The 21,058-nt window shown below is 69.2% G+C and carries 19 protein-coding genes; 6 read left to right on the top strand and 13 right to left on the bottom strand.

What is annotated here, in order from left to right; genetic code table 11:
* Window positions 1-13: 13 nt before the first annotated feature.
* The 4 genes from ACSZL9_RS04575 to ACSZL9_RS04590 all read right to left on the bottom strand — a co-directional run bounded on the left by ACSZL9_RS04575 (window position 14) and on the right by ACSZL9_RS04590 (window position 2,650).
* On the bottom strand, window positions 14-469 hold the full coding sequence (locus ACSZL9_RS04575; protein WP_446664290.1) for a DUF2000 family protein: 456 nt from the start codon (window positions 467-469) through the stop codon (window positions 14-16).
* 110 nt (window positions 470-579) lie between these two features.
* Window positions 580-1,434 (bottom strand): MBL fold metallo-hydrolase, encoded by an 855-nt coding sequence (locus ACSZL9_RS04580; RefSeq protein ID WP_446664291.1) that lies wholly within the window; start codon window positions 1,432-1,434, stop codon window positions 580-582.
* Window positions 1,431-2,309, bottom strand: coding sequence for an AraC family transcriptional regulator (locus ACSZL9_RS04585; protein WP_446664292.1), 879 nt, complete (start codon window positions 2,307-2,309; stop codon window positions 1,431-1,433). Before ACSZL9_RS04585 ends, ACSZL9_RS04580 begins: the two co-directional genes overlap by 4 nt.
* 107 nt (window positions 2,310-2,416) lie before the next feature.
* Entirely contained in the window at window positions 2,417-2,650 is a 234-nt protein-coding gene (locus ACSZL9_RS04590; RefSeq protein WP_446664293.1) for a DUF3046 domain-containing protein, read from the bottom strand.
* A gap of 50 nt (window positions 2,651-2,700) precedes the next feature.
* Between ACSZL9_RS04590 and ACSZL9_RS04595 the strand changes: the two genes are divergently transcribed.
* The 4 genes from ACSZL9_RS04595 (at window position 2,701) to ACSZL9_RS04610 (ending at window position 10,328) form a co-directional block, all read left to right on the top strand.
* Window positions 2,701-3,657, top strand: a complete 957-nt coding sequence (locus ACSZL9_RS04595) for a nitrilase-related carbon-nitrogen hydrolase (RefSeq protein ID WP_446664294.1) — start codon at window positions 2,701-2,703, stop codon at window positions 3,655-3,657.
* A gap of 155 nt (window positions 3,658-3,812) precedes the next feature.
* Window positions 3,813-4,676, top strand: a complete 864-nt coding sequence (locus ACSZL9_RS04600) for an SDR family NAD(P)-dependent oxidoreductase (protein WP_446664295.1) — start codon at window positions 3,813-3,815, stop codon at window positions 4,674-4,676.
* Window positions 4,673-5,266: a carboxymuconolactone decarboxylase family protein gene (locus tag ACSZL9_RS04605; protein ID WP_446664296.1), complete on the top strand. Its 594-nt coding sequence runs from the start codon at window positions 4,673-4,675 to the stop codon at window positions 5,264-5,266. The genes ACSZL9_RS04600 and ACSZL9_RS04605 overlap by 4 nt, the downstream gene beginning before the upstream one ends.
* 367 nt (window positions 5,267-5,633) lie before the next feature.
* Window positions 5,634-10,328, top strand: coding sequence for an ATP-dependent helicase (locus tag ACSZL9_RS04610; RefSeq protein ID WP_446664297.1), 4,695 nt, complete (start codon window positions 5,634-5,636; stop codon window positions 10,326-10,328).
* A gap of 39 nt (window positions 10,329-10,367) precedes the next feature.
* Here ACSZL9_RS04610 and ACSZL9_RS04615 read toward each other — a convergent pair whose 3' ends face one another.
* The 4 genes from ACSZL9_RS04615 to ACSZL9_RS04630 all read right to left on the bottom strand — a co-directional run bounded on the left by ACSZL9_RS04615 (window position 10,368) and on the right by ACSZL9_RS04630 (window position 14,203).
* On the bottom strand, window positions 10,368-11,213 hold the full coding sequence (locus ACSZL9_RS04615; protein ID WP_446664298.1) for a hypothetical protein: 846 nt from the start codon (window positions 11,211-11,213) through the stop codon (window positions 10,368-10,370).
* A complete protein-coding gene (locus ACSZL9_RS04620) occupies window positions 11,210-12,169 on the bottom strand; it encodes an ABC transporter ATP-binding protein (protein ID WP_446664299.1) in 960 nt (319 codons plus the stop codon). The genes ACSZL9_RS04615 and ACSZL9_RS04620 overlap by 4 nt, the downstream gene beginning before the upstream one ends.
* Window positions 12,170-12,365: 196 nt before the next feature.
* Entirely contained in the window at window positions 12,366-13,052 is a 687-nt protein-coding gene (locus tag ACSZL9_RS04625) for a response regulator (protein ID WP_446664300.1), read from the bottom strand.
* The gene (locus ACSZL9_RS04630) at window positions 13,049-14,203 is read right to left on the bottom strand and encodes a sensor histidine kinase (RefSeq protein WP_446664301.1); all 1,155 of its coding nucleotides are present in this window, start codon (window positions 14,201-14,203) and stop codon (window positions 13,049-13,051) included. Before ACSZL9_RS04630 ends, ACSZL9_RS04625 begins: the two co-directional genes overlap by 4 nt.
* Before the next feature lie 77 nt (window positions 14,204-14,280).
* Between ACSZL9_RS04630 and ACSZL9_RS04635 the strand changes: the two genes are divergently transcribed.
* A complete protein-coding gene (locus ACSZL9_RS04635; RefSeq protein WP_446664302.1) occupies window positions 14,281-15,051 on the top strand; it encodes a DNA-formamidopyrimidine glycosylase family protein in 771 nt (256 codons plus the stop codon).
* Window positions 15,052-15,066: 15 nt separating this feature from the next.
* Here ACSZL9_RS04635 and ACSZL9_RS04640 read toward each other — a convergent pair whose 3' ends face one another.
* The 4 genes from ACSZL9_RS04640 to rimO form a co-directional block, all read right to left on the bottom strand.
* Complete coding sequence (locus tag ACSZL9_RS04640; RefSeq protein WP_446664303.1) at window positions 15,067-15,366, bottom strand: helix-turn-helix domain-containing protein; 300 nt, start codon at window positions 15,364-15,366, stop codon at window positions 15,067-15,069.
* A 119-nt stretch (window positions 15,367-15,485) separates the two neighbouring features.
* Window positions 15,486-16,007: a CinA family protein gene (locus tag ACSZL9_RS04645; RefSeq protein WP_446664304.1), complete on the bottom strand. Its 522-nt coding sequence runs from the start codon at window positions 16,005-16,007 to the stop codon at window positions 15,486-15,488.
* Window positions 16,008-16,841 carry a CDP-diacylglycerol--glycerol-3-phosphate 3-phosphatidyltransferase gene (gene pgsA, locus ACSZL9_RS04650; protein WP_446664305.1) on the bottom strand — a complete coding sequence of 278 codons (834 nt, stop codon included), beginning with the start codon at window positions 16,839-16,841 and terminating at the stop codon, window positions 16,008-16,010.
* A complete protein-coding gene (gene rimO, locus ACSZL9_RS04655; protein ID WP_446664306.1) occupies window positions 16,838-18,286 on the bottom strand; it encodes a 30S ribosomal protein S12 methylthiotransferase RimO in 1,449 nt (482 codons plus the stop codon). The genes pgsA and rimO overlap by 4 nt, the downstream gene beginning before the upstream one ends.
* A gap of 57 nt (window positions 18,287-18,343) precedes the next feature.
* Between rimO and ACSZL9_RS04660 the strand changes: the two genes are divergently transcribed.
* Window positions 18,344-19,627: a dipeptidase gene (locus ACSZL9_RS04660; protein ID WP_446664307.1), complete on the top strand. Its 1,284-nt coding sequence runs from the start codon at window positions 18,344-18,346 to the stop codon at window positions 19,625-19,627.
* Between the two features lie 351 nt (window positions 19,628-19,978).
* On the opposite strand, the gene ACSZL9_RS04665 is transcribed toward ACSZL9_RS04660, so the two are convergent.
* Entirely contained in the window at window positions 19,979-20,962 is a 984-nt protein-coding gene (locus ACSZL9_RS04665; protein ID WP_446664308.1) for a hypothetical protein, read from the bottom strand.
* Window positions 20,963-21,058: the final 96 nt, after the last annotated feature.

Here is a 21,058-nt window from a genome sequence, read left to right on the forward strand (position 1 = left end):
CGAACGCCCGCGCCTACGGGTGCAGGTGCGCGCCCTTGAGGATCTTGTCGACACCGTTCTTCGGGCCGTGCACCGCGAGCCCCACGAGGTTCAACTCCTCCGCCGGTATGTCGGCGGTGGCCGCGCGATTGGCGGCGTCATACCCCGTCTTGAACATGTCGTCGGTGTAGATCGCCGGCCGCAACCCGCGCGAGACGGCGCGGCTGCGAGCATTCGCGAGGTTCTGGGCACTCCCCTCGAAGACGAGCACCGGCATCCCGAGCAACGGCAGGTAGGTGCCGCCGTCGCCGTCGCGGTAGTCCTCCCCCACCAGCTCCGGGTTCGCGGCAGCGATGCCGGCGGCGAGGAAGGCAGTGACGTTCATCCGCTGCCACGCGGCGAGGTCATCGCGCAGCAGGATCGCGATCTTGGTGGCGAACGGCGGTGTCAACAGGTCCTGATTGTCGTCAAAAACGTTGTCGTCATACATGCGGACATCGTGCGAAGAACTGGTGGACGCCGTCTTGTACGGAGTTGATCTGCTCGCCACCGGGTATGGCGCACCCCGGACAGCTTCGAGTGCGACTTCGGAGATCCGCGTCAACCTTCGAAAGGCGTGATCGTCTCGAACGCGTCCTGCCACTTCAGCGTCGCCTCGCTCGAGACGATCTTGCGCTCGAGGAACTGCTCGGTGCGCGTGAACTTGTCCAGGAAGCGCGGCAGCGGTCGCAACGGCTTCGTCAGCGGGCGTCCGAAGTTGTCCCAGTGCACGGGCAGGATCACCTTCGGACCGATCGGCTCCACGACGTGGCGCCAGTAGTCCTCCTGGAACCGCACGTCCTGGGCGCCGAGCGCACCGACGCCGAGGTAGAGCACCTCGGCGTGCACGCCGAGGAACTTGTCCGGCACGAAGTTGGCGCTCGGGTGGATGAACATCGACCCCGTGGGGTGCGTGATCAGGAACGAGAAGCAGCCGCCCTCCTTGAACGCATCGGCCTTCGCCGGCGCACGCAGCGGCTCGTCGATGGCGCCGGGGTAACGGTTGCCGGGACTGTGGACGCCCTCGAACACGCGGACGGCGAAGTCACCGAACCGGAACTCGTCACCGTCGCCGATGACATGCAACAGCCGCTCGGCCAGGCCGGCGCCGCGTCCGATGTTCAGCGTCGACTCCGAGCCGTACAACGCGCCGCCGCGCAGCGCGATGACCTCCGCCGAATCCATCGCATGGTCGAAATGCGAGTGCGCGGTGAAGACGGCGTCGAGCGTGGTGACGTTCCCCCGCTCGAGCGAGCGTGCAATCGCGTTCAGGTTGGGACTGATTCGGCCGAAACCGATGCGGAGCAGCGGCGGCCGGGACAGGAAGCCGTCGATGAAGATGCCGTGCTCGTCGTCGGTGAGGTAGATCGATGACGTGCCGAAGAATGTCGACCGAACGGTGCCGACCTCGGTCATGGTTGCCCTTCGCTCGGGATGAACGTCGAAACGCCGGTCATCTTCCATGACGGCGGGTCGACAGACTGGGCCATGGACGCCTGGTAACTGCCAGGAGTGGTGCGCAGCAGTCTGCGGAAGTGCCGGTGCAAGTGCGCCTGGTCGTAGAAGCCGGTGGCGACCGCGACGGATGCAGCGGGCTCGCCGTCGAGCAACCGGCGCCGCGCCAGGTCGAGTCGTCGACCGGTCACGTAGCGGTGCGGCGGTATGGCGAACTCCCTTGTGAAGCAACGGATCAGGTATGCCGGACCGACGCCCAACCGGTCGGCCAGCGCCGTCACCGACGGCGCACCGATCGGGTCGGCGTCGAGCAGTTCACGCGCCCGTCCGGCGATCTGCGCACTCCGGGTGGCATCGACGCGCGCTGCACCCGGGCGTCCGATGAGGTGCCACTGCAGTGCGTCCGTGACGAGCGCCAGCTGCGACTCCGCTGCCGGCAGGTCGTGCGCGGACAACGCGCGATCCAACGACGAAACCGACTGCCGCAGAAGAGGATCGGGCACGAAGGGCGCATCGACACACCTGCCGATGAAGTGCTCCGGGAGCACCGATTCCTCGAGATAGACGACCCGCTTGCGAAAACCCTTGGAGGTCAGCGGATGCCCGTCGTGAGTGACGTGCGGCGGCAGGAGCGTCACACCCACCCCGGCGTCCGCGCGGTCGCGGTGTCGAGCGACGTCATACCCGATGAAGCCGTCGTCGACGATCAGCAGCGTCCACGCGTCATGGGTGTGCGCCGGGTAGCTGTGATGAGCCCATGATGCGTGCAGCACCTCGCGGATCCCGGCGATGCCGGGATCCCAGGCACGCACGCGGTCGGGAGGGGCTGACGGCATGCCGTCAAATGTACCGAGCCGGACGTGCACCGACCGACGGCTTCCTCGTCGAGCAACGGCGAAATTTCGCCGTCACTCGGTGAGGGAGCCGTCATTGGGCGGACCCGTCAGACGTCGCGACGCTCCTTGATGGGTATATCGCGGCCGAGCCGGCGCTCCTCGGGTATCTGCAGGTCGTCGCAGATCGCCACCCACACATCGCGCGGTTTGACGCCGTCGGCGAGCGCCTCGTCGGCTGTCCGATTGCCCAACACCTGCAGCACGTGACTGTTGCCGAGGACGGCGGCGTATGCCGAGCCGAACTCGTCGGTCATCAGGCGGCGGTACTCCGAATGCTTCACTTCGCCAGGGTACGTGTCGCCGCCGCTGGACATGTGCCACGCTGACGCCCATGGAGCTCATCGTCGCGCAGCAGGTCCCGCCGTCCCCGGCCCGTGTCGAGCAGCCGTCCGGGCCGCCGTTGCGGGTCGCGCTCGTCCAGCACGAGTGGCTCGAGGACCGCGACGAACTCATCTCGACATTGCGTGGTGGCATCGAGCAGGCAGCCGGCGCAGGCGCCCGGGTAGTTTTCCTTCCGGAGCTCACCTTGTCGCGCTACCCCGCCGACACGTTGCCGACCGGGACTCCGTCGGACATCGCCGAGGACCTCGAGAGCGGGCCCACGGTGACATTCGCGCGGGAGGCGGCGCGTGACTTCGACATACATGTGCACGCGTCGCTCTACGAGAAGAACGACCAGGGTGACGGACTCGGCTTCAACACCGCCGTGCTCGTCGCCCCGAGCGGCGAGATCGTCGCGCGCACTCGCAAGACGCACATCCCGGTGACGGCCGGCTACTACGAGGACAAATACTTCCGACCGGGTCCGCCCGACGACGCCTATCCCGTTGTGCCCGTTGACGATCTGGGTGTCAAGGTCGGTATGCCGACCTGCTGGGACGAGTGGTTCCCCGAGGTCGCACGCTCCTACGCACTCGGCGGCGCGGATCTGCTCGTCTACCCCACCGCGATCGGCTCCGAGCCGGACCACCCCGACTTCGACACCGAGCCGCTGTGGCAGGCCACGATCACCGGGCACGCCATCGCCAACGGTTTGTTCATCGTGGTCCCCAACCGCTGCGGCACCGAGGGCATGATCACCTTCTACGGCTCGAGCTTCATCGTCGACCCCTATGGCCGCGTGCTCGCACAGGCACCGCGCAACACGACCGCGGTGCTGGTGGCCGACCTCGACATCGCGCAGCGCAAGGACTGGCTGGACCTCTTCCCGTTCCTCGCCACCCGGCGCCCCGACACGTATGCCGCGCTGGCCGACCCGATCAAGCCTGAGCACCGGCGCGAGGTCTGACAGCGGCTGCGGCCCGCTCCACCCAGACCTAACCTTCGACCGCCGAAGGTTGGGGACCCGAAACGGCTCGGACTCGAACCTAACCTTCGACCGTCGAAGGTTGCGCAGGCTCCTCCCTGGCCGAGGGAGGCTACCGACACGTAGGTTGGGCGCACATGAGCACCGATCGACTTTCCGGAAAACGAGTTCTCATCACCGGCGGCGCGCGCGGCATCGGCGCCACGCTGGCGGAGCGGCTGTCCGAGCGCGGCGCGCACGTCGCGCTCGCCGGCCTGGAACCCGAGCTGCTGGAGCAGGTGGCTGACAAGGTGGGCGGGCCGTGGCGCGAGCTCGACGTCGCCGACCGCGAGCAGGTCGACAGCGTCGTCGAGGAGCTCGTCGCCGAGCTCGGCGGCCTCGACATCGTCATCGCCAACGCCGGCATTGCCAAGCAACTCCCGATCGCAGGCGGCGACCCGGAGGTGATGGAGCAGACCCTGGCCGTGAACACGCTCGGCACCTACTACACGCTGCGCGCCGCGGCACCGCACATCGCGCACGACGGCGGCTATGCGTTGGCGACGTCGTCGCTGGCCGCCGCCGTCCACGCCCCGCTGATGGGCGCCTACTCCGCGTCGAAGGCCGCGGTCGAGGCCATCGGCAACACGTTGCGCTGGGAGCTGCACGGCACCGGCGCGCGGGTCGGTGTCGCCTACTACGCCGAGCTGGACACGGACATGACCAGTCGCGGCTTCAGCACGCAGGCCGGGTCGACGCTGTTGGGCGGTCGCAAGTCGGCCACCGTCATCACGCCGTTGTCCGCGGCGATCAACGCACTGGAGCGCGGCATCAACCGCCGGGCGCGTTTCATCTGGGCGCCGTGGTGGATCGCGCCGCTGCTGCCGGGCCGGATGATCGCCCAGCGGGTCGCCGAGCTCAAGCCGATGCCGGGTCTGCAGCGCGCACTGCAACTGGCACGCGACGAGAAGACGGAATTCACCACCACACAGCCGGATTCGCGGATCGAGGGCAAGGTATGACGAGCGGCGTGCACGACGTCGAAGCATCCGCTGCCGCTCACACCCGCACCACCGGTCCACGCATCAGCCCGGGCACCTGGCGGACGAACGGCCCGCTCGCTGCGGGTTTCGCGCAGCTGGCCGGCCGGGTCACCCGCACGGCACCACCGGCGATCTTCACCACGCTGGGGCGTGGCCGACGGACCTTCTGGGGCTGGCTGGCCTTCGCCGGAACCCTGATGCCCGGTGGTTCACTGCCGCGCTCCGACAGTGAGCTGGTCATCCTGCGGGTCGCGCGCCTGCGGGGCAGCGACTACGAGATCGCACACCACCGGTCGATCGCCCGCCGCGCCGGACTCACCGCGGACCAGGTCGAGCAGCTGATCGGTGACGGGCCCGAGTCGTCATACTTCAGCGAGCGGCAGCAGGCCCTCATCGACGCCACCGGCGAGCTCATCGCCGACGACGACCTGTCCGATGACATGTGGAGCCGATTGCACGGCCATCTGGGCGACCGTGGTTGTGTCGAATTCCTTTTGCTCGCAGGGCATTACCGCATGCTGGCCACTGCCCTGGAAACGTTGCGAGTCACGCCCGACGAACCAAGGTGAGTCCAGGTGGCGGTCGCACCTTTCGAGACGCTCGCTCGTCCCTCACGAGCTCCTCAAGGAGCTTGGTCGTCGGGCGACGGAACGGATCAAGGCGAGCTACCAACAGGATGACCTGACCACAGACGGCGTCGGTTGCGTCGTCGGCCCGGGCCTATGGAGGAGCGGAGCGCTAGCGCAGCGACGGAGTGAGACCGGGACGGTGGCGTAGCCGGCGCCGCCACGGTGACCGCACGGGTACTCGGCCAAGGGTCTCGATACGCGGCTCGTCCCTCACCGCTACTCGACCAGCTTGGATGCAAGGGGCTCGATACACAGCTCGACCAGCTTGCGGACCGGTGTCTGTGTCTAATGCGAAGCTAGGCGTGCAATGACCGACGATGTCCTGCAGCGCTTCTCCCCTGCCACGCGCGCGTGGTTCGAGGGGTCGTTCAGCGCGCCAACGCCCGCGCAGGCGGGCGCGTGGGATGCGATCAGCAACGGCGACCATACGCTGGTCGTGGCGCCGACCGGGTCGGGCAAGACGTTGTCGGCATTCCTGTGGGCCATCGACCGGATGGCGGCGACGGCGCCACCTCAGGAGACGCTGCGCCGGTGCCGGGTGCTCTACGTCTCGCCGATGAAGGCGCTGGCTGTCGACGTCGAGCGCAACCTGCGATCGCCGCTGGTCGGCATACAGCATGCGGCGGACCGGCTGGGTCTGGCCGAGCCGGATGTCTCGGTGTCGGTGCGGTCCGGCGACACTCCGGCCACCGAGCGGCGGGCCTTCGCGCGACGGCCGAGCGACATCCTGATCACGACGCCGGAGTCGCTCTTCCTGCTGCTGACTTCCGGCGCGCGAGAGGCGCTCGCCGGTGTCGAGACGGTGATCATCGACGAGGTGCACGCCGTGGCGGGCACCAAGCGCGGTGCACATCTCGCGCTGTCCCTGGAGCGGCTGGACGCCCTGCTCCCGCAGCCGGCGCAGCGCATCGGGCTGTCGGCGACAGTACGGCCGGTCGAGGAGGTCGCGCGCTACCTGGCCGGTGGGCGCCCCGTCACCACCGTCCAGCCGCCGGCCGAGAAGTCCTGGGATCTCGAGGTCGTCGTGCCGGTGCCGGACCTGACCGAGCTGGGCCGGGTGACCGATGACCTGACCGGCCCGTCGGATGAAGCGGATCCCGTTGAGCGTGCGTCGATCTGGCCGCATGTCGAGGAGCGCATCGTCGACCTGATCGCGCAGCACCGTTCGACGATCGTCTTCGCCAACTCGCGTCGGCTCGCCGAGCGACTCACCGCCCGGCTCAACGAGATCTGGGCCGAGCGCACCGACATGACCGACGGCGCGACGACTCCACCGACGCGGGCACCTGCTGAGGTGATGGCTCAAGCCGGCCGATCCAGTGGCGCACCAGGCGTTCTGGCGCGCGCGCACCACGGATCGGTCAGCAAGGAGCAGCGCGGCGAGATCGAGGATGCGCTCAAGTCCGGCCGTCTGCCGGCCGTCGTCGCCACCAGCTCGCTCGAGCTCGGCATCGACATGGGGTTGGTCGATCTCGTCATACAGGTCGAGTCGCCGCCGAGTGTGGCCAGCGGGCTGCAGCGGGTCGGTCGCGCAGGCCACCAGGTGGGCGCGGTCAGTCGCGGAGTGCTCTTCCCGAAGTTCCGCGGCGACCTCGTGCAGACCTGCGTCGTCGTCGACCGGATGAGGGCAGGGCTCATCGAGTCCCTCGCGGTCCCAAGCAATCCCGTCGACGTGCTCGCCCAGCAGATCGTCGCGATGTGTGCCATGGACGACTGGGCCGTCGACGACCTGGAGCAGCTGACACACCGCACTGCGTCCTTCGCGAGCCTGCCGCGCAGCATCCTGGAGTCGGTGCTCGACATGCTCGCCGGTCGCTACCCGTCCGACGACTTCGCCGAGCTGCGTCCACGCATCGTGTGGGACCGCATCACCGGCACCCTCACCGGCCGACGCGGCGCGCAACGCCTGGCCGTGACCAGCGGCGGCACCATCCCCGACCGTGGCCTCTACGGCGTCTTCCTCGCCGCCGGCGAAGGTCCCGGCCGTCGGGTCGGCGAGCTCGACGAGGAGATGGTCTACGAGTCACGCGTCGGCGACGTCTTCACCCTGGGCACCACCAGTTGGCGGATCGAGGACATCACCCACGACCAGGTGCGCGTCTCGCCGGCTCCGGGACAACCCGGCAAACTGCCCTTCTGGAAGGGCGACTCCCCCGGCCGTCCGCTCGAGTTAGGCACTGCCGTGGGCGGATTCGTCCGCGAGCTGATCGCGCTGCCCGACGACACCGCCCGTGCGCGGGTCCGGGCCTCCGGCCTCGACGAGTGGGCCGCCGACAACCTCTTCGCCTACCTGCACGAGCAGCAGGAAACCACCGGCCAGGTGCCGCACGACAAGGCGATCGTCGTCGAGCGGTTCCGCGACGAACTCGGCGACTGGCGAGTCGTCGTGCACTCGCCGTATGGCGCGCCGGTCCACGCACCCTGGGCACTGGCCATCGCGGCCCGGATGCGCGAGCGGTTCGGCGTCGAGGTGCAGGCGATGCACGGCGACGACGGCATCGTGCTCCGACTCCCCGACTCCGATCCCGACACGGATGCGACGGCAGCGGAGCAACTGGTCGATCTCATCGTGCAGGATCCCGACGAGATCGCCGAGATCGTCACCTCGGAGATCGGCGGATCCGCTTTGTTCGCAGCGCGATTCCGCGAGTGCGCGGCTCGCGCACTGCTGCTGCCCCGTCGCAACCCCGGCCGCCGACAGGCGCTGTGGCAGCAGCGGCAGCGCTCGGCACAGCTGCTGGAGGTCGCCTCACGCTTCCCGTCGTTCCCGATCGTCCTCGAGGCGGTGCGCGAGTGCGTGCAGGACGTCTTCGACGTCCCCGGCCTCGAGCAGCTCATGCGCGACATCACCGCGCGGCGCATCCGGGTCGTGCAGGTCGACACCGAGAGCCCGTCACCCTTCGCGACCAGCCTGCTCTTCGGGTATGTCGCCCAGTTCCTCTACGAGGGCGACTCGCCGCTGGCCGAGCGGCGCGCTGCCGCGTTGGCGCTCGACCCTTCGTTGCTGGCCGACCTGCTCGGCACCGGCGAGGGCGCCTCACTGCGCGATCTGCTTGATGCAGAGGTGGTTTCGCAGCTCGAGCAGCAACTGCAACGACTCACTCCCGAGCGGCACTCGCGCGACGCGGAGGACGTGGCGGATCTCGTGCGGGTGCTCGGGGTGCTCAGCCGGGAGCAGATCGAGGCGCGCACCCGGGAGGACTCGCGCGGCGAGGTGGCCGACTGGCTGCACGGGCTGGTCGCCGACCGCCGGCTGATCGAGGTGCCGTGGGCCGGCGGCACCGGGTATGCCGCCATCGAGGACGCCGCCCGCCTGCGGGACGCTCTGGGCCTGGCACTTCCTGCCGGCATACCGGCAGTGTTCCTGGAGCCGACCGAGGATCCGCTCGGTGAGCTCGTCGCGCGGCACGCCCGCACCCACGCGCCGTTCCCCGAGACCGAGGTGGCCACCGCGCTGGGCATCGGGCGCGCCGTCGCGCACGACACGCTGCGCCGGCTGGTGGGTTCGGGACGACTGGTCGACGGCGAGCTGCGGCCGACCGAGCTGGGTGGCGGCGTGCACGGCACGGACTACGCCGATCCCGAGGTGCTGCGCACCATCAAGCGACGCTCGCTGGCATCGCTGCGTGCCGAGGTGGAGCCGGTGCCGGCGGAGCAGCTGGCCTCCTTCCTGCCGGCCTGGCAGGGCGTTGGCGGAGGCCTGCGCGGCACCGACGGCCTCCTGCGCGCGATCGAGCAGTTGTGCGGCGCGCGCGTGCCCGCGAGTGCCCTGGAGACGCTGATCCTGCCCGGGCGCGTCACGTCATACCACCCCGGCATGCTCGACGAGCTGATGGCGAGTGGCGAGGTGCTCTGGCAGGGCCACGCCGCGCTACCGGGCGACGACGGCTGGGTATCGCTGCACGTGGCCGACACCGCGCCGCTCACGCTGGCCGCGCCCGACGACACCGTGGACCTCGGCCCGGCACATCAGGAGATGCTCACCACCCTCGACGGTGGCGGCTCGTTCTTCTTCCGCGCCCTTGCCGATGCGGTCAACGCGACCGAGTCCCGCGGCACCGACAGCGAGCTGCAGGCCTACCTGTGGGACCTGGTCTGGTCCGGTCACGTCAGCGGTGACACCTTCGCGCCGGTCCGTGCGCTGCTCGCGGGCGGGCGGACCGCGCACAAGTCCCGGTCCCAGGGTCCGCGACAAGCACGCCACGGACGCATCGGCGGACTGCGCGGGTCACGCAGCGGCTTGGCCCGCCCGGCGTCGGCACAACGCTCCGCGCCGCCGACTGTCTCGGGCCGTTGGTCACGCTTGCCTCAGCTCGAAACCGACCAGACCGCAAGGGCGTTCGCGCTCGCCGAAGTCCTGCTCGACCGGCACGGCATCGTGACGCGTGGGGCCGTGCAAGCCGAGTCGGTGACCGGTGGGTTCGCCACCGTCTACCGCGTGCTGGCCGCCGCTGAGGAGACCGGCCGGGTCCGGCGCGGCTATTTCATCGAAGGTCTGGGTGCCGCGCAGTTCGGCAGTGCCGGCGCGGTGGACCGGCTGCGTGCGGCCGGCCGGGCAGCGGCCCCTCCCCGCAACCCGTGGGACGTCGCGCCACCCGAGCCAGAGACCGCGCTGGTGCTGGCCGCGGCCGACCCCGCCAACCCCTTCGGCGCTGCGCTGCCGTGGCCCGACCGTGATGCTGACGGCGCCGAGCATCGCCCCAGCCGCCGGGCCGGGGCGATGGTGGTGCTGGTCGAGGGCGAGCTGGTCCTGTATGTCGAGCGCGGCGGCCGGAAGGTGCTGACCTTCAGCACCGATGCCGGCCGGCTTGCCGCGGCCGGTGCGGCGCTCGCACGCACCGTCGTTCTCCCGCCGGACGCGCGAGGCATCCCACGACTGCGCGGGCTCACCGTCGAGAGCATCGACGGCAAGCCCGCGCTGGGGTCCGATCACCCGTTGGCGAATGCCTTGACGGACAACGGCTTCCACACCTCGCCCAAGGGTCTACGCATCCGCCGCTGAACTCGGATTCTCCCGAGGTCGGACGCCTCGTCAGCGGCCTCAGTTGGACACGTCACGCCGGTGCAGGATGAGCCCGACGAGCGCCAGGCCGACCAGCGCATAGGTGACGAGTCGGACGACCACGATGTCACCGTCGACAGGAGCCGACTCGGGCGCCACGACATACCGCAGCAACAGTCCCGGGAACCAGTTCGCCCCGAAAGACAGGTTGTCGCCGAGCAGGTTCTCGATCGGACCGGCCCAGAGGATGCCGACCCCGAGGCCGACCGCGACCGACCGGGTCAGGATGCCGATGAGGGTGCCTAGCAGACCCCAGCCGACCACGAAGGCCATCACCCGCAGATAGTCATCCGCTGCGATGCCCAACGACTGGCCGCTCAGCCATGACCCCGTGTCGATGTCCTGCCCCGGCGCCACCAGGTATGACGTCACCAGCCCTGCCCCGAACAGCACTGCCACGATGATCGCGCCGACGGCCATCCGGGCACCGAAGGTGCCGACCGCCAGGGTGAGTCGTCGCGCTTGCTGCAGCAGAGAGGCGCGCCACGTGCCGCGCGCAAAGGAACCCGCACTCATGCCGACGAACACCGCGAGGATGAGCACCGAGGTGAAGGCGCTGGCGGTGCGGACGGCGAGTGTCCCGCCGCCCGCCTCGCCGAGGGCTTGGAGGCTCAACCCGGCGGGCGCGCGCTCCGGCGCGGTGTTGATCATCACGACGGTCAGCACCGCCGAGTAGACGATGGTGGATGCGAGCGTGATGAGCCAGATCCGCTTGCTGGACAACCGGATCCACTCCGCGACGAATGCCCGGATCAACGCGGGTCTCACTTTCGGCCGCCCGTCGCCCGCGACATGGACGACCTGCGTCTGTGTCTGAGTTGTCATGACCGACTCCCTGTTCCGACCAGGTCGAGCACCCGGTCTTCGAGTGATTGCTTCTGGTGGTGCACCTCAACGAGGTGCACGCCGTGCTCGGCAGCGCGCCGATTGAGCCTGCCGGCGAGTTTCACCGGATCGACCTCACCGACCTCGACCGCGAATCCGTCGGCCCGGCGTTCGACCGTGAGTCCCTCGCCGCTCAGCATCCGATGCAGGGCCTCGTCGTCAGCACGGCCGGCGCCGCGCAGCAGGATCACCTCCGCGCGAGACGTGGGCAGCTCGGTGAGCGGCCCGGAGTAGCGCAAACCGCCCTGGTCCAGCACGATCACCCGGTCGCAGATGTGCTCCAGCTCGGCCAGCAGGTGCGAGGAGATCAGCACGGTCCGCCCGTCGGCCGCGATGCGTCGGACCATCGCCCGGATGTCACGCATCCCGGCGGGGTCCACACCGTTGGTCGGCTCGTCCAGGATGACCAGCTGCGGATCACCCAGCAGTGCGGCGCCGATGCCGAGCCGCTGCTTCATGCCCAAGCTGTATGACGAGAACGAATCCCCTTCTCGCCCTTGCAATCCCACCAGGTCCAACACGTCCGGTATGCCGGACCGGTCGTGGCCGGCGAGCCGGGCGAAGTAGTCCAGGTTGCCGCGGCCGGACAGGTTGCCGAAGAACGCGGGGCCCTCGATCAAAGCACCGACCTGCGGCAGGTAGGCGGCCGGGCGGGACAGGTCGTGCCCGAGCACGGTGCCACGTCCGGCGCTCGGTCGGACCAGTCCGAGCAGCATCGACATGATGGTGGTCTTGCCGGCTCCGTTCGGCCCGATCAGCCCGGTGATTGATCCGGCCGCCAGGTGGAGGTCGACATCGTCGACCACGGCGCGGCGGCCGTACTTCTTGGTGAGGCCCTCCACCGCGACGACTTCGAAGCCGTCGTTCTTTCCCTGAGTATTCTGCTGATTTCCCATGCCCTCAACGCTGTCGTCTTCGGAGCTAGCGCACATCGCGTCGGCGTGGAGATCGTCATACGTCAGGTGTTGAGGCCATCACCGAGCGGACACACAACGACCGAGCGGACACGAATATCCGTCCGAATATCGTGTCCGCTCGGTGCTGTTCGTGTCCGCTCGGTATCAGGGGCCGGGGTCGGTCATGCGGGTGCCGTCATGGTGCAGGCGGCTCGGCCAGCCCGTGCTGGTAGGCGATGACGACCAGTTGGGCGCGGTCGCGCGCGTGCAGTTTGGTCATCGCCCTGCTGACGTGGGTGCGCACCGTCGCCTGACTGACGAACCACTTGCCGGCGATCTCGTCGTTGGACAGGCCTTGCCCGACCAGGCCGACAACTTCGCGTTCGCGCTCGGTGAGCAGGCCGGCGAGCGGGGATGCCTGCCGCACGCCCGGCGAGTCCGGCCCGATATCGGACTCGGCGGTCGCGAAGCGGGCGATCAACCGACGCGTGACCGTCGGCGAGAGCAGGGCCTCGCCACCGGCCACCACCCGCACCGCGCGGATCAACTCGTCCGGGTCGGTGTGCTTGACCAGGAACCCGCTGGCGCCGAATCGCAAGGCCTGGAAGACGTATTCGTCGAGGTCGAAGGTCGTGAGCATCACCACGTGCACCCCGCCGAGGTCCGGGTCTGTGGTGATCTGCCGGGTCGCCTCGAGCCCGTCCAGGTCGGGCATCCGGATGTCCATCAGCAGCACGTCCGGCCGGTGTTCGCGCGCGGCTGCGATCGCCTCCAGGCCGGTGGTCACCTCGGCGACCACCTCGATGTCGTCTTCGAGGCCGATCAGCGCGGCGAAACCGCTGCGCACCAACGCCTGGTCATCAGCGATGACGACGCGAATCATGTTGTCTCCCAACGTGCTTCGAGCTGGTAGCCGCCGCCCGGCAGTGGCCCGTGCCGCAGCACGCCGCCGGTCGCGCGGACCCGCTCCGCCATACCCACGAGGCCGTGGCCACCACCGGCTGGTTGAACGGCGCCGCCGTCGGCAGCCCCGTCGTCGGTCAGCGACACCTGCAGACCACCGCCCTCACCATGTATGACGAGCCGGACGTGCGTGCCGGGCGCATATCGCACCGCGTTGGTCAGCCCCTCCTGCACCACGCGGTAGACCGCGGCCTGCACCCCGTCCGACAACTGCACCCCGTCCGACGGCTGCGCCGCCGCACGCTCGACGTCGACCCGCAGACCTGCTTCCCGCGCCCGCTCCACCAGCTGATCGATCTCGTCCACGCCGTGCTGGGGACGCGTCGGCGCTGCACCCGGCTCGCGCAGCGACCCCACGATCGCGTTGAGATCCGCGAGCGCCTCCCGGCCGGCGACACTGGCCGCATGCGCTGCCTCCGCAGCGCGCTCCGGCTGATCCGTGGCCAGCCGTTCGGCGAGCGCGGCCTGGACGGTGATCGCGGTGAGGGCGTGGGCGACGCTGTCGTGCAGGTCACGCGCGAGCTCCAGCTGCTGCTCGACGGCCGCGCGCTTCTGCTGCTGCTGCAACGCGATTCGCCGCTCAGCGGCCCGGTCGGACAAAGTGCGCAACCACTCGGCGAGGACCGCGGCAGCGATGCCCCAGCTCAGCACGATCGTGACCCGCACACCGGTGTTCTGGCCGCCGCCGACATACGCACAGATCGCCACGAGGAGGATGACGACCGGGCTCAGCCGGCGCGCCAACCACCGATCGCCGTGGAAGCCGAATGCGAAGACGCCGAGCGGCAGCAGGAAGTAGGTCGGGCCGTTCGGGTAGTGCATCAGCAGATAGGTCGCCATCGCCGCACCCGGCACGACGAGGCTGACCAGCGGCGACACACGGCGCGCGAGGACCGCGGCCAGCCCGACGAGGCCGAGCGTGATCGCGATTGCGTCGATGCGCCGCTCCGTGCCGTGGACATCGAGATGCGAGGCGGACCCCAGCACGGCCAGGACGCCGACCGCCACGAGGACGTCGAGCAGGTGCCGCTGCCACCAGGGCGCGGTCAGATGTTCGGCGGGCTCGCTCATGCAGGTCAGCGTACGGAGGACGCAGCGCCCCGATCGTCATACGAGTGTTGAGATGATGCGAGACATGTGGAGCTGCCGTGCCCGAGGGTGACGTCGTCCGCCGGGCCGCGCAACAGTTGGACCGGGCGTTGCGCGGCGAGGAGCTGGTCGGCTGCGAGTTGCGCTGGCCGACCCTTGCCGGGCGCTCCCTGCACGGCACGACAACCGTCGAGGTGGTCAGCCGTGGCAAGCACCTGCTACACCGCTTCGACTCGGGTATGACGCTGCACAGTCATCTGCGGATGGACGGTCGCTGGCAGCTCCGGGCAACCGCGCGGATGACGCCGAATGCGGTGCGCAGCAAGGCGATTCGCGTGTTGCTGGCAACCTCGCAGTGGACTGCCATCGGCTATCGGCTGGGGATGCTCGACCTGGTCGATACCCGCGACGAACGCACGCTTGTCGGGCATCTCGGCCCGGACCTGCTCGGCGACGACTGGGACCCGCAGCGCGCGAAGGCCCTGCTGCGCCGACAGCCAGCGCGGCAGATCGGCGCCGCATTGCTGGACCAGCGAAACCTCGCTGGTCTCGGCACGATCTGGACGACGGAGACGCTCTTCCACGAGCAGGTGAACCCCTGGGCGGTCATCGCCGACCTGGCCGACGAACGCCTCGATGCGGTGTTGTCCACCGTGCACCGGTTGCTGTCCGCCGCTGCGGAACGCCCGGGCTTCGAGCAGCAGGTGGCGGCATACGGGCGAGCGGGTCAACCGTGCCCTCGGTGCGGACGATTGTTGCGGACCGGGCCGGTCGGTGAGCAGCCCGAACAGCGGACGCTCGGCTTCTGCCCAGGCTGCCAGATCAGCTGACCGAACCGGCAGGACTCAGGCGGCGGACGAGACGACCGACGCGCGGTCGGGCACGGGCAGCGGGACCGGCGCGGCCAGCCCTTCGGCAGCGGCGATCCGCTGCGACACGCTCAGCAGTGCTTCGGACATCGGGACACCGAGTGCGTCACACACGGCGGCCAGCAACTCCGAGGAGGCTTCCTTCTCACCGCGCTCGATCTCGGAGAGATAACCGAGCGACAGCTGGGCATCCTGAGCGACTTCGCGCAGGGTGCGTCCCTGCTCACGGCGGACGCCGCGCAACACATCACCGAGCTCACGACGGAGCAGGATCATGGCGGCCTCCCAGTGACTTCGACGATTGCTCTGTGGTGCCAGCTTAACCCTCGGCACCAACACGTGCCCGGTGCGGCATGGGGAAAACCGGCTCGTTGGTTGCAACCACGCCGCGTGGGCTATGCATTCCCCGCACCGGTGATGCAGCGTGTCAGCAGGTCAAGGACCGCATCGACGCTCTGCGCACGGATGGCGGCGCGGTCGCCGGTCAGGTCGAGCATGCGCACCTCGTCGACCGGGATGCCGGGCGCGTCGTCCCATGCCGCCGCGACGAAGACCCGGCCGACGGGCACGTCGTCCTGCGGGTCCGGGCCCGCAACACCGGTCGTCGCGATGCCGTGTGTCGCACCGAGCAGCCGGCGCACGCCGTGCGCCATCTGTCGCGCGACCTCGGCCTGGACCGCTCCGCCGGCGCGCAACAACTGCGCATCGACGCCGAGGACACCCGCCTTCACGTCCGTCGCGTATGACGTCACGCTCCCCCGCACCACAGCGCTCGCGCCGGGCACTGCGGTCAGTGCCGCGCACACCAGCCCGCCGGTGAGGGACTCCGCGACCGCCACGGTGTCGTCGTGCCGGATCAGTGCCGTGATCAGTGCCGCATCCCGCCCGGGTGCCGACTCAGCAGACTGCGTGGCCACTCACTTCTCCCGTCGTGCAGCGCGACGCGCCCGGCGCTGCCGGGACCGCTCGCTGTTGGCCCGGAGCTTGATCGCCCGGAAGACGTAGTCGACTCCCGTTGCGACCGTGATCGCGAGCGCCACGAGCATGACGATCCAGGCGACCACGTCGAACCAGCCGTCGATCGGCAGCAAGAAGACACCGATGGCGATCGCCTGCAGGAAGGTCTTGAGCTTGCCGCCGCGGCTCGCCGGCAGCACGCCGTGCCGGATCACCGACAGCCGCAGCAGGGTGATGCCGATCTCGCGGATCAGGATGATCCCGGTGACCCACCACGGCAGTCGCCCGATGATCGACAGGCCGACCAGCGCCATACCCATGAGCGCCTTGTCGGCGATCGGGTCCATCATCTTGCCGAAGTCGGTGACCAGTCCGCGGGAGCGCGCGAGGTCGCCGTCGATGCGGTCGGTGATCGACGCGATCGCGAAGACGACGACGGCGCCGATCCGGTAGCCGGTGTTGTCGCCGCCGTGTGCCAGCAGCAACCAGCCGAACAACGGCACCAGGACGATCCGGAACATCGTCAGGTAGTTGGCGATGTTCCAGTTGCTCACGCCGCTGCTCGGTGCGGACGCCGGGTCCGGTGGCGGCGGTGCCAGCAGCGGCTCCCCCGCAGCGCGACGTCGCTCGAACTCCGCCCTGCGTCGCTCGAACTCCGCTCGACGCCGTTCGATCTCCTCGCGGGTCTGCGCCCGTCGGCGTTCGAGCTCGTGTCGTGCGGTGGCATGCTGCCGCTTGTCCTGCGGCAACTCCGCATCTGCGCCCGGCCGCCCGTCTCGGCGCTCTGAGCTCATGCGGGCCTTGCTACCAGATCGATGCCGATGGTGCTGGTGACACGAGCAGTGACGACGTCGCCGATCGCGACGCTGCCGGGCTCGACCTCCAGGATCGTCTCGCCGTCGACATCGGGGCCCTGCTGCCCGGCACGGCCACGCACCTCGCCGTCGTCCGTTTCGGCTGTGCCGTCGGCCTCGACCAGCACCTCGACGGTCTCGCCGATCCGGTCGGCGGCGCGTTGTTCGTTCAGTTGCTCGGCCAGGCTCTGGAAGTGCGCGAGCCGGTCGGCCACCTCGTGATCGGGCAGCTTGGCGCCATAGGTCTCCGCCTCGGTCCCGTCCTCGTCGGAGTAGCCGAAGACACCGACGACGTCCAGCTGCGCCTGGGTCAGGAAGCTCTCCAGCTCGGCCATGTCCTGGTCGGTCTCCCCGGGGAAGCCGACGATGACGTTGCTGCGGATCCCGGCGTATGGCGCCCGCGACCGCACCTCCGCCAGCAGCTGAAGGAAGGAGTCCTTGTCACCGAAGCGGCGCATCCGCCGCAGCAGCGGACCGCTCGCATGCTGGAAGGAGATGTCGAAGTATGGGACGACGCCGGGCGTCTCGGTCATCACGTCCAGCAGCTCGGGGCGTAGCTCCGCGGGCTGTAGGTACGACACTCTGACGCGCGAAATACCTTCAACCGCAGTGAGTTCCGGCAGCATCGTGTCCAGCAGCCGCAGGTCACCCAGGTCCTTGCCGTATGACGTGGAGTTCTCCGAGACGAGGAAGACCTCGCGGACGTCGTGCTGCCCCAGCCAGCGGGCTTCCGCCAGAACGTCGTGAGGGCGGCGCGACACGAACGCCCCTCGGAAGGACGGGATAGCGCAGAACGAGCACCGGCGGTCGCACCCGGAGGCGATCTTCAGCGGCGCCCACGGGCGCCCGTCGAGCCTGGCGCGGATGACGCGCGGCGACGACGCTGGGGACGCGATGTCGGTGGCACCCGGCTCGCGGACGTCACCGTGGCCGGGGTGTGCGACGTCCGCGCCCTGCCGGTCGACTGGGCTGATCGGCAACAACTTGCGCCGGTCGGAGGGCGTGTGGGATGCGGGCGCGTGCCCGTCGAGCACGGCCCGCAGGTGGCTGGACATGTCGACATACGAGTCGAATCCGAGCACGGCATCGGCTTCGGGCAACTGTGCGGCCAGTTGCTCGCCATACCGCTCGGCCAGGCAACCGACGGCGACGACGGCCTGGGTGCGGCCGTGATCCTTGAGGTCGTTCGCCTCCAGGAGCGCGTCGATCGAGTCCTTCTTGGCCTGCTCGACGAAGCCGCAGGTGTTGATGACCGCGACATCGGCCTGCGCCGCGTCGTCGACGAGGGTCCAGCCCTCGTCGGCCAGCCGACCGGCCAGCTCCTCGGAGTCGACCTCGTTCCTAGCGCAGCCCAAAGTGACCAGAGCGACGCTGCGGGATTCCATGCACCCAACTGTATGGGACGCCGCGCACTGCTCGTGACCGCGTGATCTTTCGGCCGCGTGACTAGCTTCTCCGCCGTCGACGCTCACCACTCCGCCGGAACGCCGCCTGTGCCCGATCAACTTCATGATGTGATGGCCGGTATGGCGAACATCGACTCCTCCCCCTCTCTCGACCGCGTCCGTGATCTCCTGGCCAAGCACCCCCTGATCGACGGGCACAACGACCTGCCCTGGGCGGCACGCGACCTGGTGCGCTACGACTTCGACAAGCTGGACGTCGAAGCGGGCACCGACGGGCGCACGCACACCGATGTGCCGCGGCTGCGGGAAGGCTGCCTCGGTGGGCAGTTCTGGTCGGTCTATGTGCCGTCCAACCAGCCCGGCAGCGAGGCGCTGACCCAGACGCTGGAGCAGATCGACGCCGTACACCAGATGGTCGGCCGGTGGCCGGAGTCGTTCGGGATCGCGCGCACCGCCGACGAGGTCGAGTCGGTCTTCGCGTCCGGCCGGGTTGCGTCGCTGCTCGGCGCCGAGGGTGGGCAGTCGATCGACAGCTCCCTCGCCGCGCTGCGGATGCTCTATGTGCTCGGTGTGCGCTACATGACGCTGACCCACAACGACAACAACCCGTGGGCGGACTCCGCGACGGACGAGCCGGCGCACGGCGGCCTCACCCGCTTCGGCGTCGAGGTGGTCCGCGAGATGAACCGGATCGGCATGCTGGTCGACCTGTCCCACGTGCACGCCGACACCATGCGCGCCGCGCTGGCCGCCTCCGAGTCGCCGGTGATCTTCAGCCACTCCTCCGCCCGGGCCGTGTGCAACTCACCACGCAACGCTCCCGACGACGTGCTGGAGACGCTGCGCGACAAGAACGGCGTGATCATGTCGACGTTCGTGCCGGGCTTCGTGTCGCAGGCCTGCGCGCAGTGGCGCAAGGACGCCGGCGACGCCGCACGTGAGGCGGGCATCGCCCCCACCGACGTTGCGGCCTTCCAGAAGTTCTCCGCCGACTGGGCGCAGGAGCATCCTCAGCCGGTCGCCACCCTCGACGACGTCATCGCGCACTTCGTGCACATTCGCGAGGTCGCCGGCATCGATCACATCGGTGTGGGCGGCGACTACGACGGTGTGTCGGTGCTGCCCGAGGGCATGGGCGACGTGTCGTCATACCCGAAGCTCTTCGCGGCCCTGGCCGACCTCGGTTGGTCGGACGAGGACCTCGCCAAGGTCGCCGGTGGCAACGTGCTGCGTGTGCTGCGTGACGCTGAGGCGGTGGCGCGTGACCTGCAGCAGAAGCGTGGCCCGAGTGTGGCCACCATCGAGGAGCTCGACGGCTGAGTCGGATCGGGGCCGGGTCGCGGGTCGAGTCATTTCGCTGCGCGGCTCTGCGACCTGCGACCTGCGACCTGCAGATCGTGCGCCGACGCTCCGCACCATCTGCAGGACCCGCAACCGGGAACCTCTGCCGAGGAATTACGACCAGCAGGACGTGCGCCCCACCGCACCTCCCGCAGGACCGTGACACGGACCCCGCCATACATCCACCACACCGGCCCTGCGACCCGCAGATCGTGCGGTCCTTCTCCGCACCATATGCAGGCCCGGCGCGCGCAAGCCGGATCGAGCAACTATGTCCAGCAACAGGTGCGCCCCACCGCACCTCCTGCAGGGCGTTGAGACGTGTCCTGCTCAGGCGCGGCGCCCCGACTGGCGGGTTTCGGCAAGCAGCACGTCATAGGTGTGGCGAATCTGCAGCATGAACCGTTGCGACTCGAGCCGTAGTCCGATGACCGGCACCCGAAGCACGTGCTCACCAGCAGCGACGCGGTCGTTCTGCCGCAGCGCGTCATCGATCGGATTGAGCGCCAACGCGTGATGTCCGCCGTCGATCTCGACCACCAATCCAACGTCGGCCCACGAGATGTCTAGATAGATCCGGCCGTCGGGTCCCTCACGCAAGGACTGGTGCGACGGCGGCGGCAGCCCCACTTTGCGTGCCATCCGGGTGAAGTCGAGCTCACCCAGCGAGTGCGCGCCGTCCGCGACATCGGCGATGACCTCGTTGAGGAACTTCCGTCGAGCCGAACGGCGAATCCCACGCCATGCCAACAACATCCGCGCTGGCGTGGTGAGGCGTTGCTGTAGCGGCAGGCAGACCACCAGCGCAGCCTGCCGGTCGCTGATCGCCCATTGTGCTGCGTGGATCGTCGCGATGTCTGGCGCGACCTTCGGGATGCCGGCACCGGAGACCGGGTCGGGCACTCGCGGCAGGTGCAGGCGAACGCGCTCCACCGAGTGGGTGTGACTCGTCTTGGGCAATGTCACATCGATCACCGACGCCGTATAACCCGTCATGCCCGCAGCGAGGAGCGCGCCGGCGCCGTCCAACCGCGCCCCAGAGCCGCTCTCCCACACCGCGCGCCACCACTGCGCAGGCTCACTCAACTCCGGTGACCGGACGGCGACGGTATGCCGGCCGACCTTGAACCAGCGCCCGGCGTTGACCTCGTTGCGGACCGCGAACCGATCTATCCCGTGCTCGGCCAGCGCCAACCGGTGGACCACTCCGTCGTGAACTGCGGCGAGATCGCGGGCGATCGCACGTCGGCTCGCGCCATACACTCGCGGCCGGCCGACGACAACGTGTTGGGCCCGAACTGACTCTTGCGTCATACGAAGACGATTCAGGCGAGCTCGACAGGTCGGGAAGCCAGACTCGACATAGCTGTGGACGGTCGCACACCGGATGGCGGGATGTGGATGACCCGC

The organism is Flexivirga sp. B27, assembly GCF_052905685.1.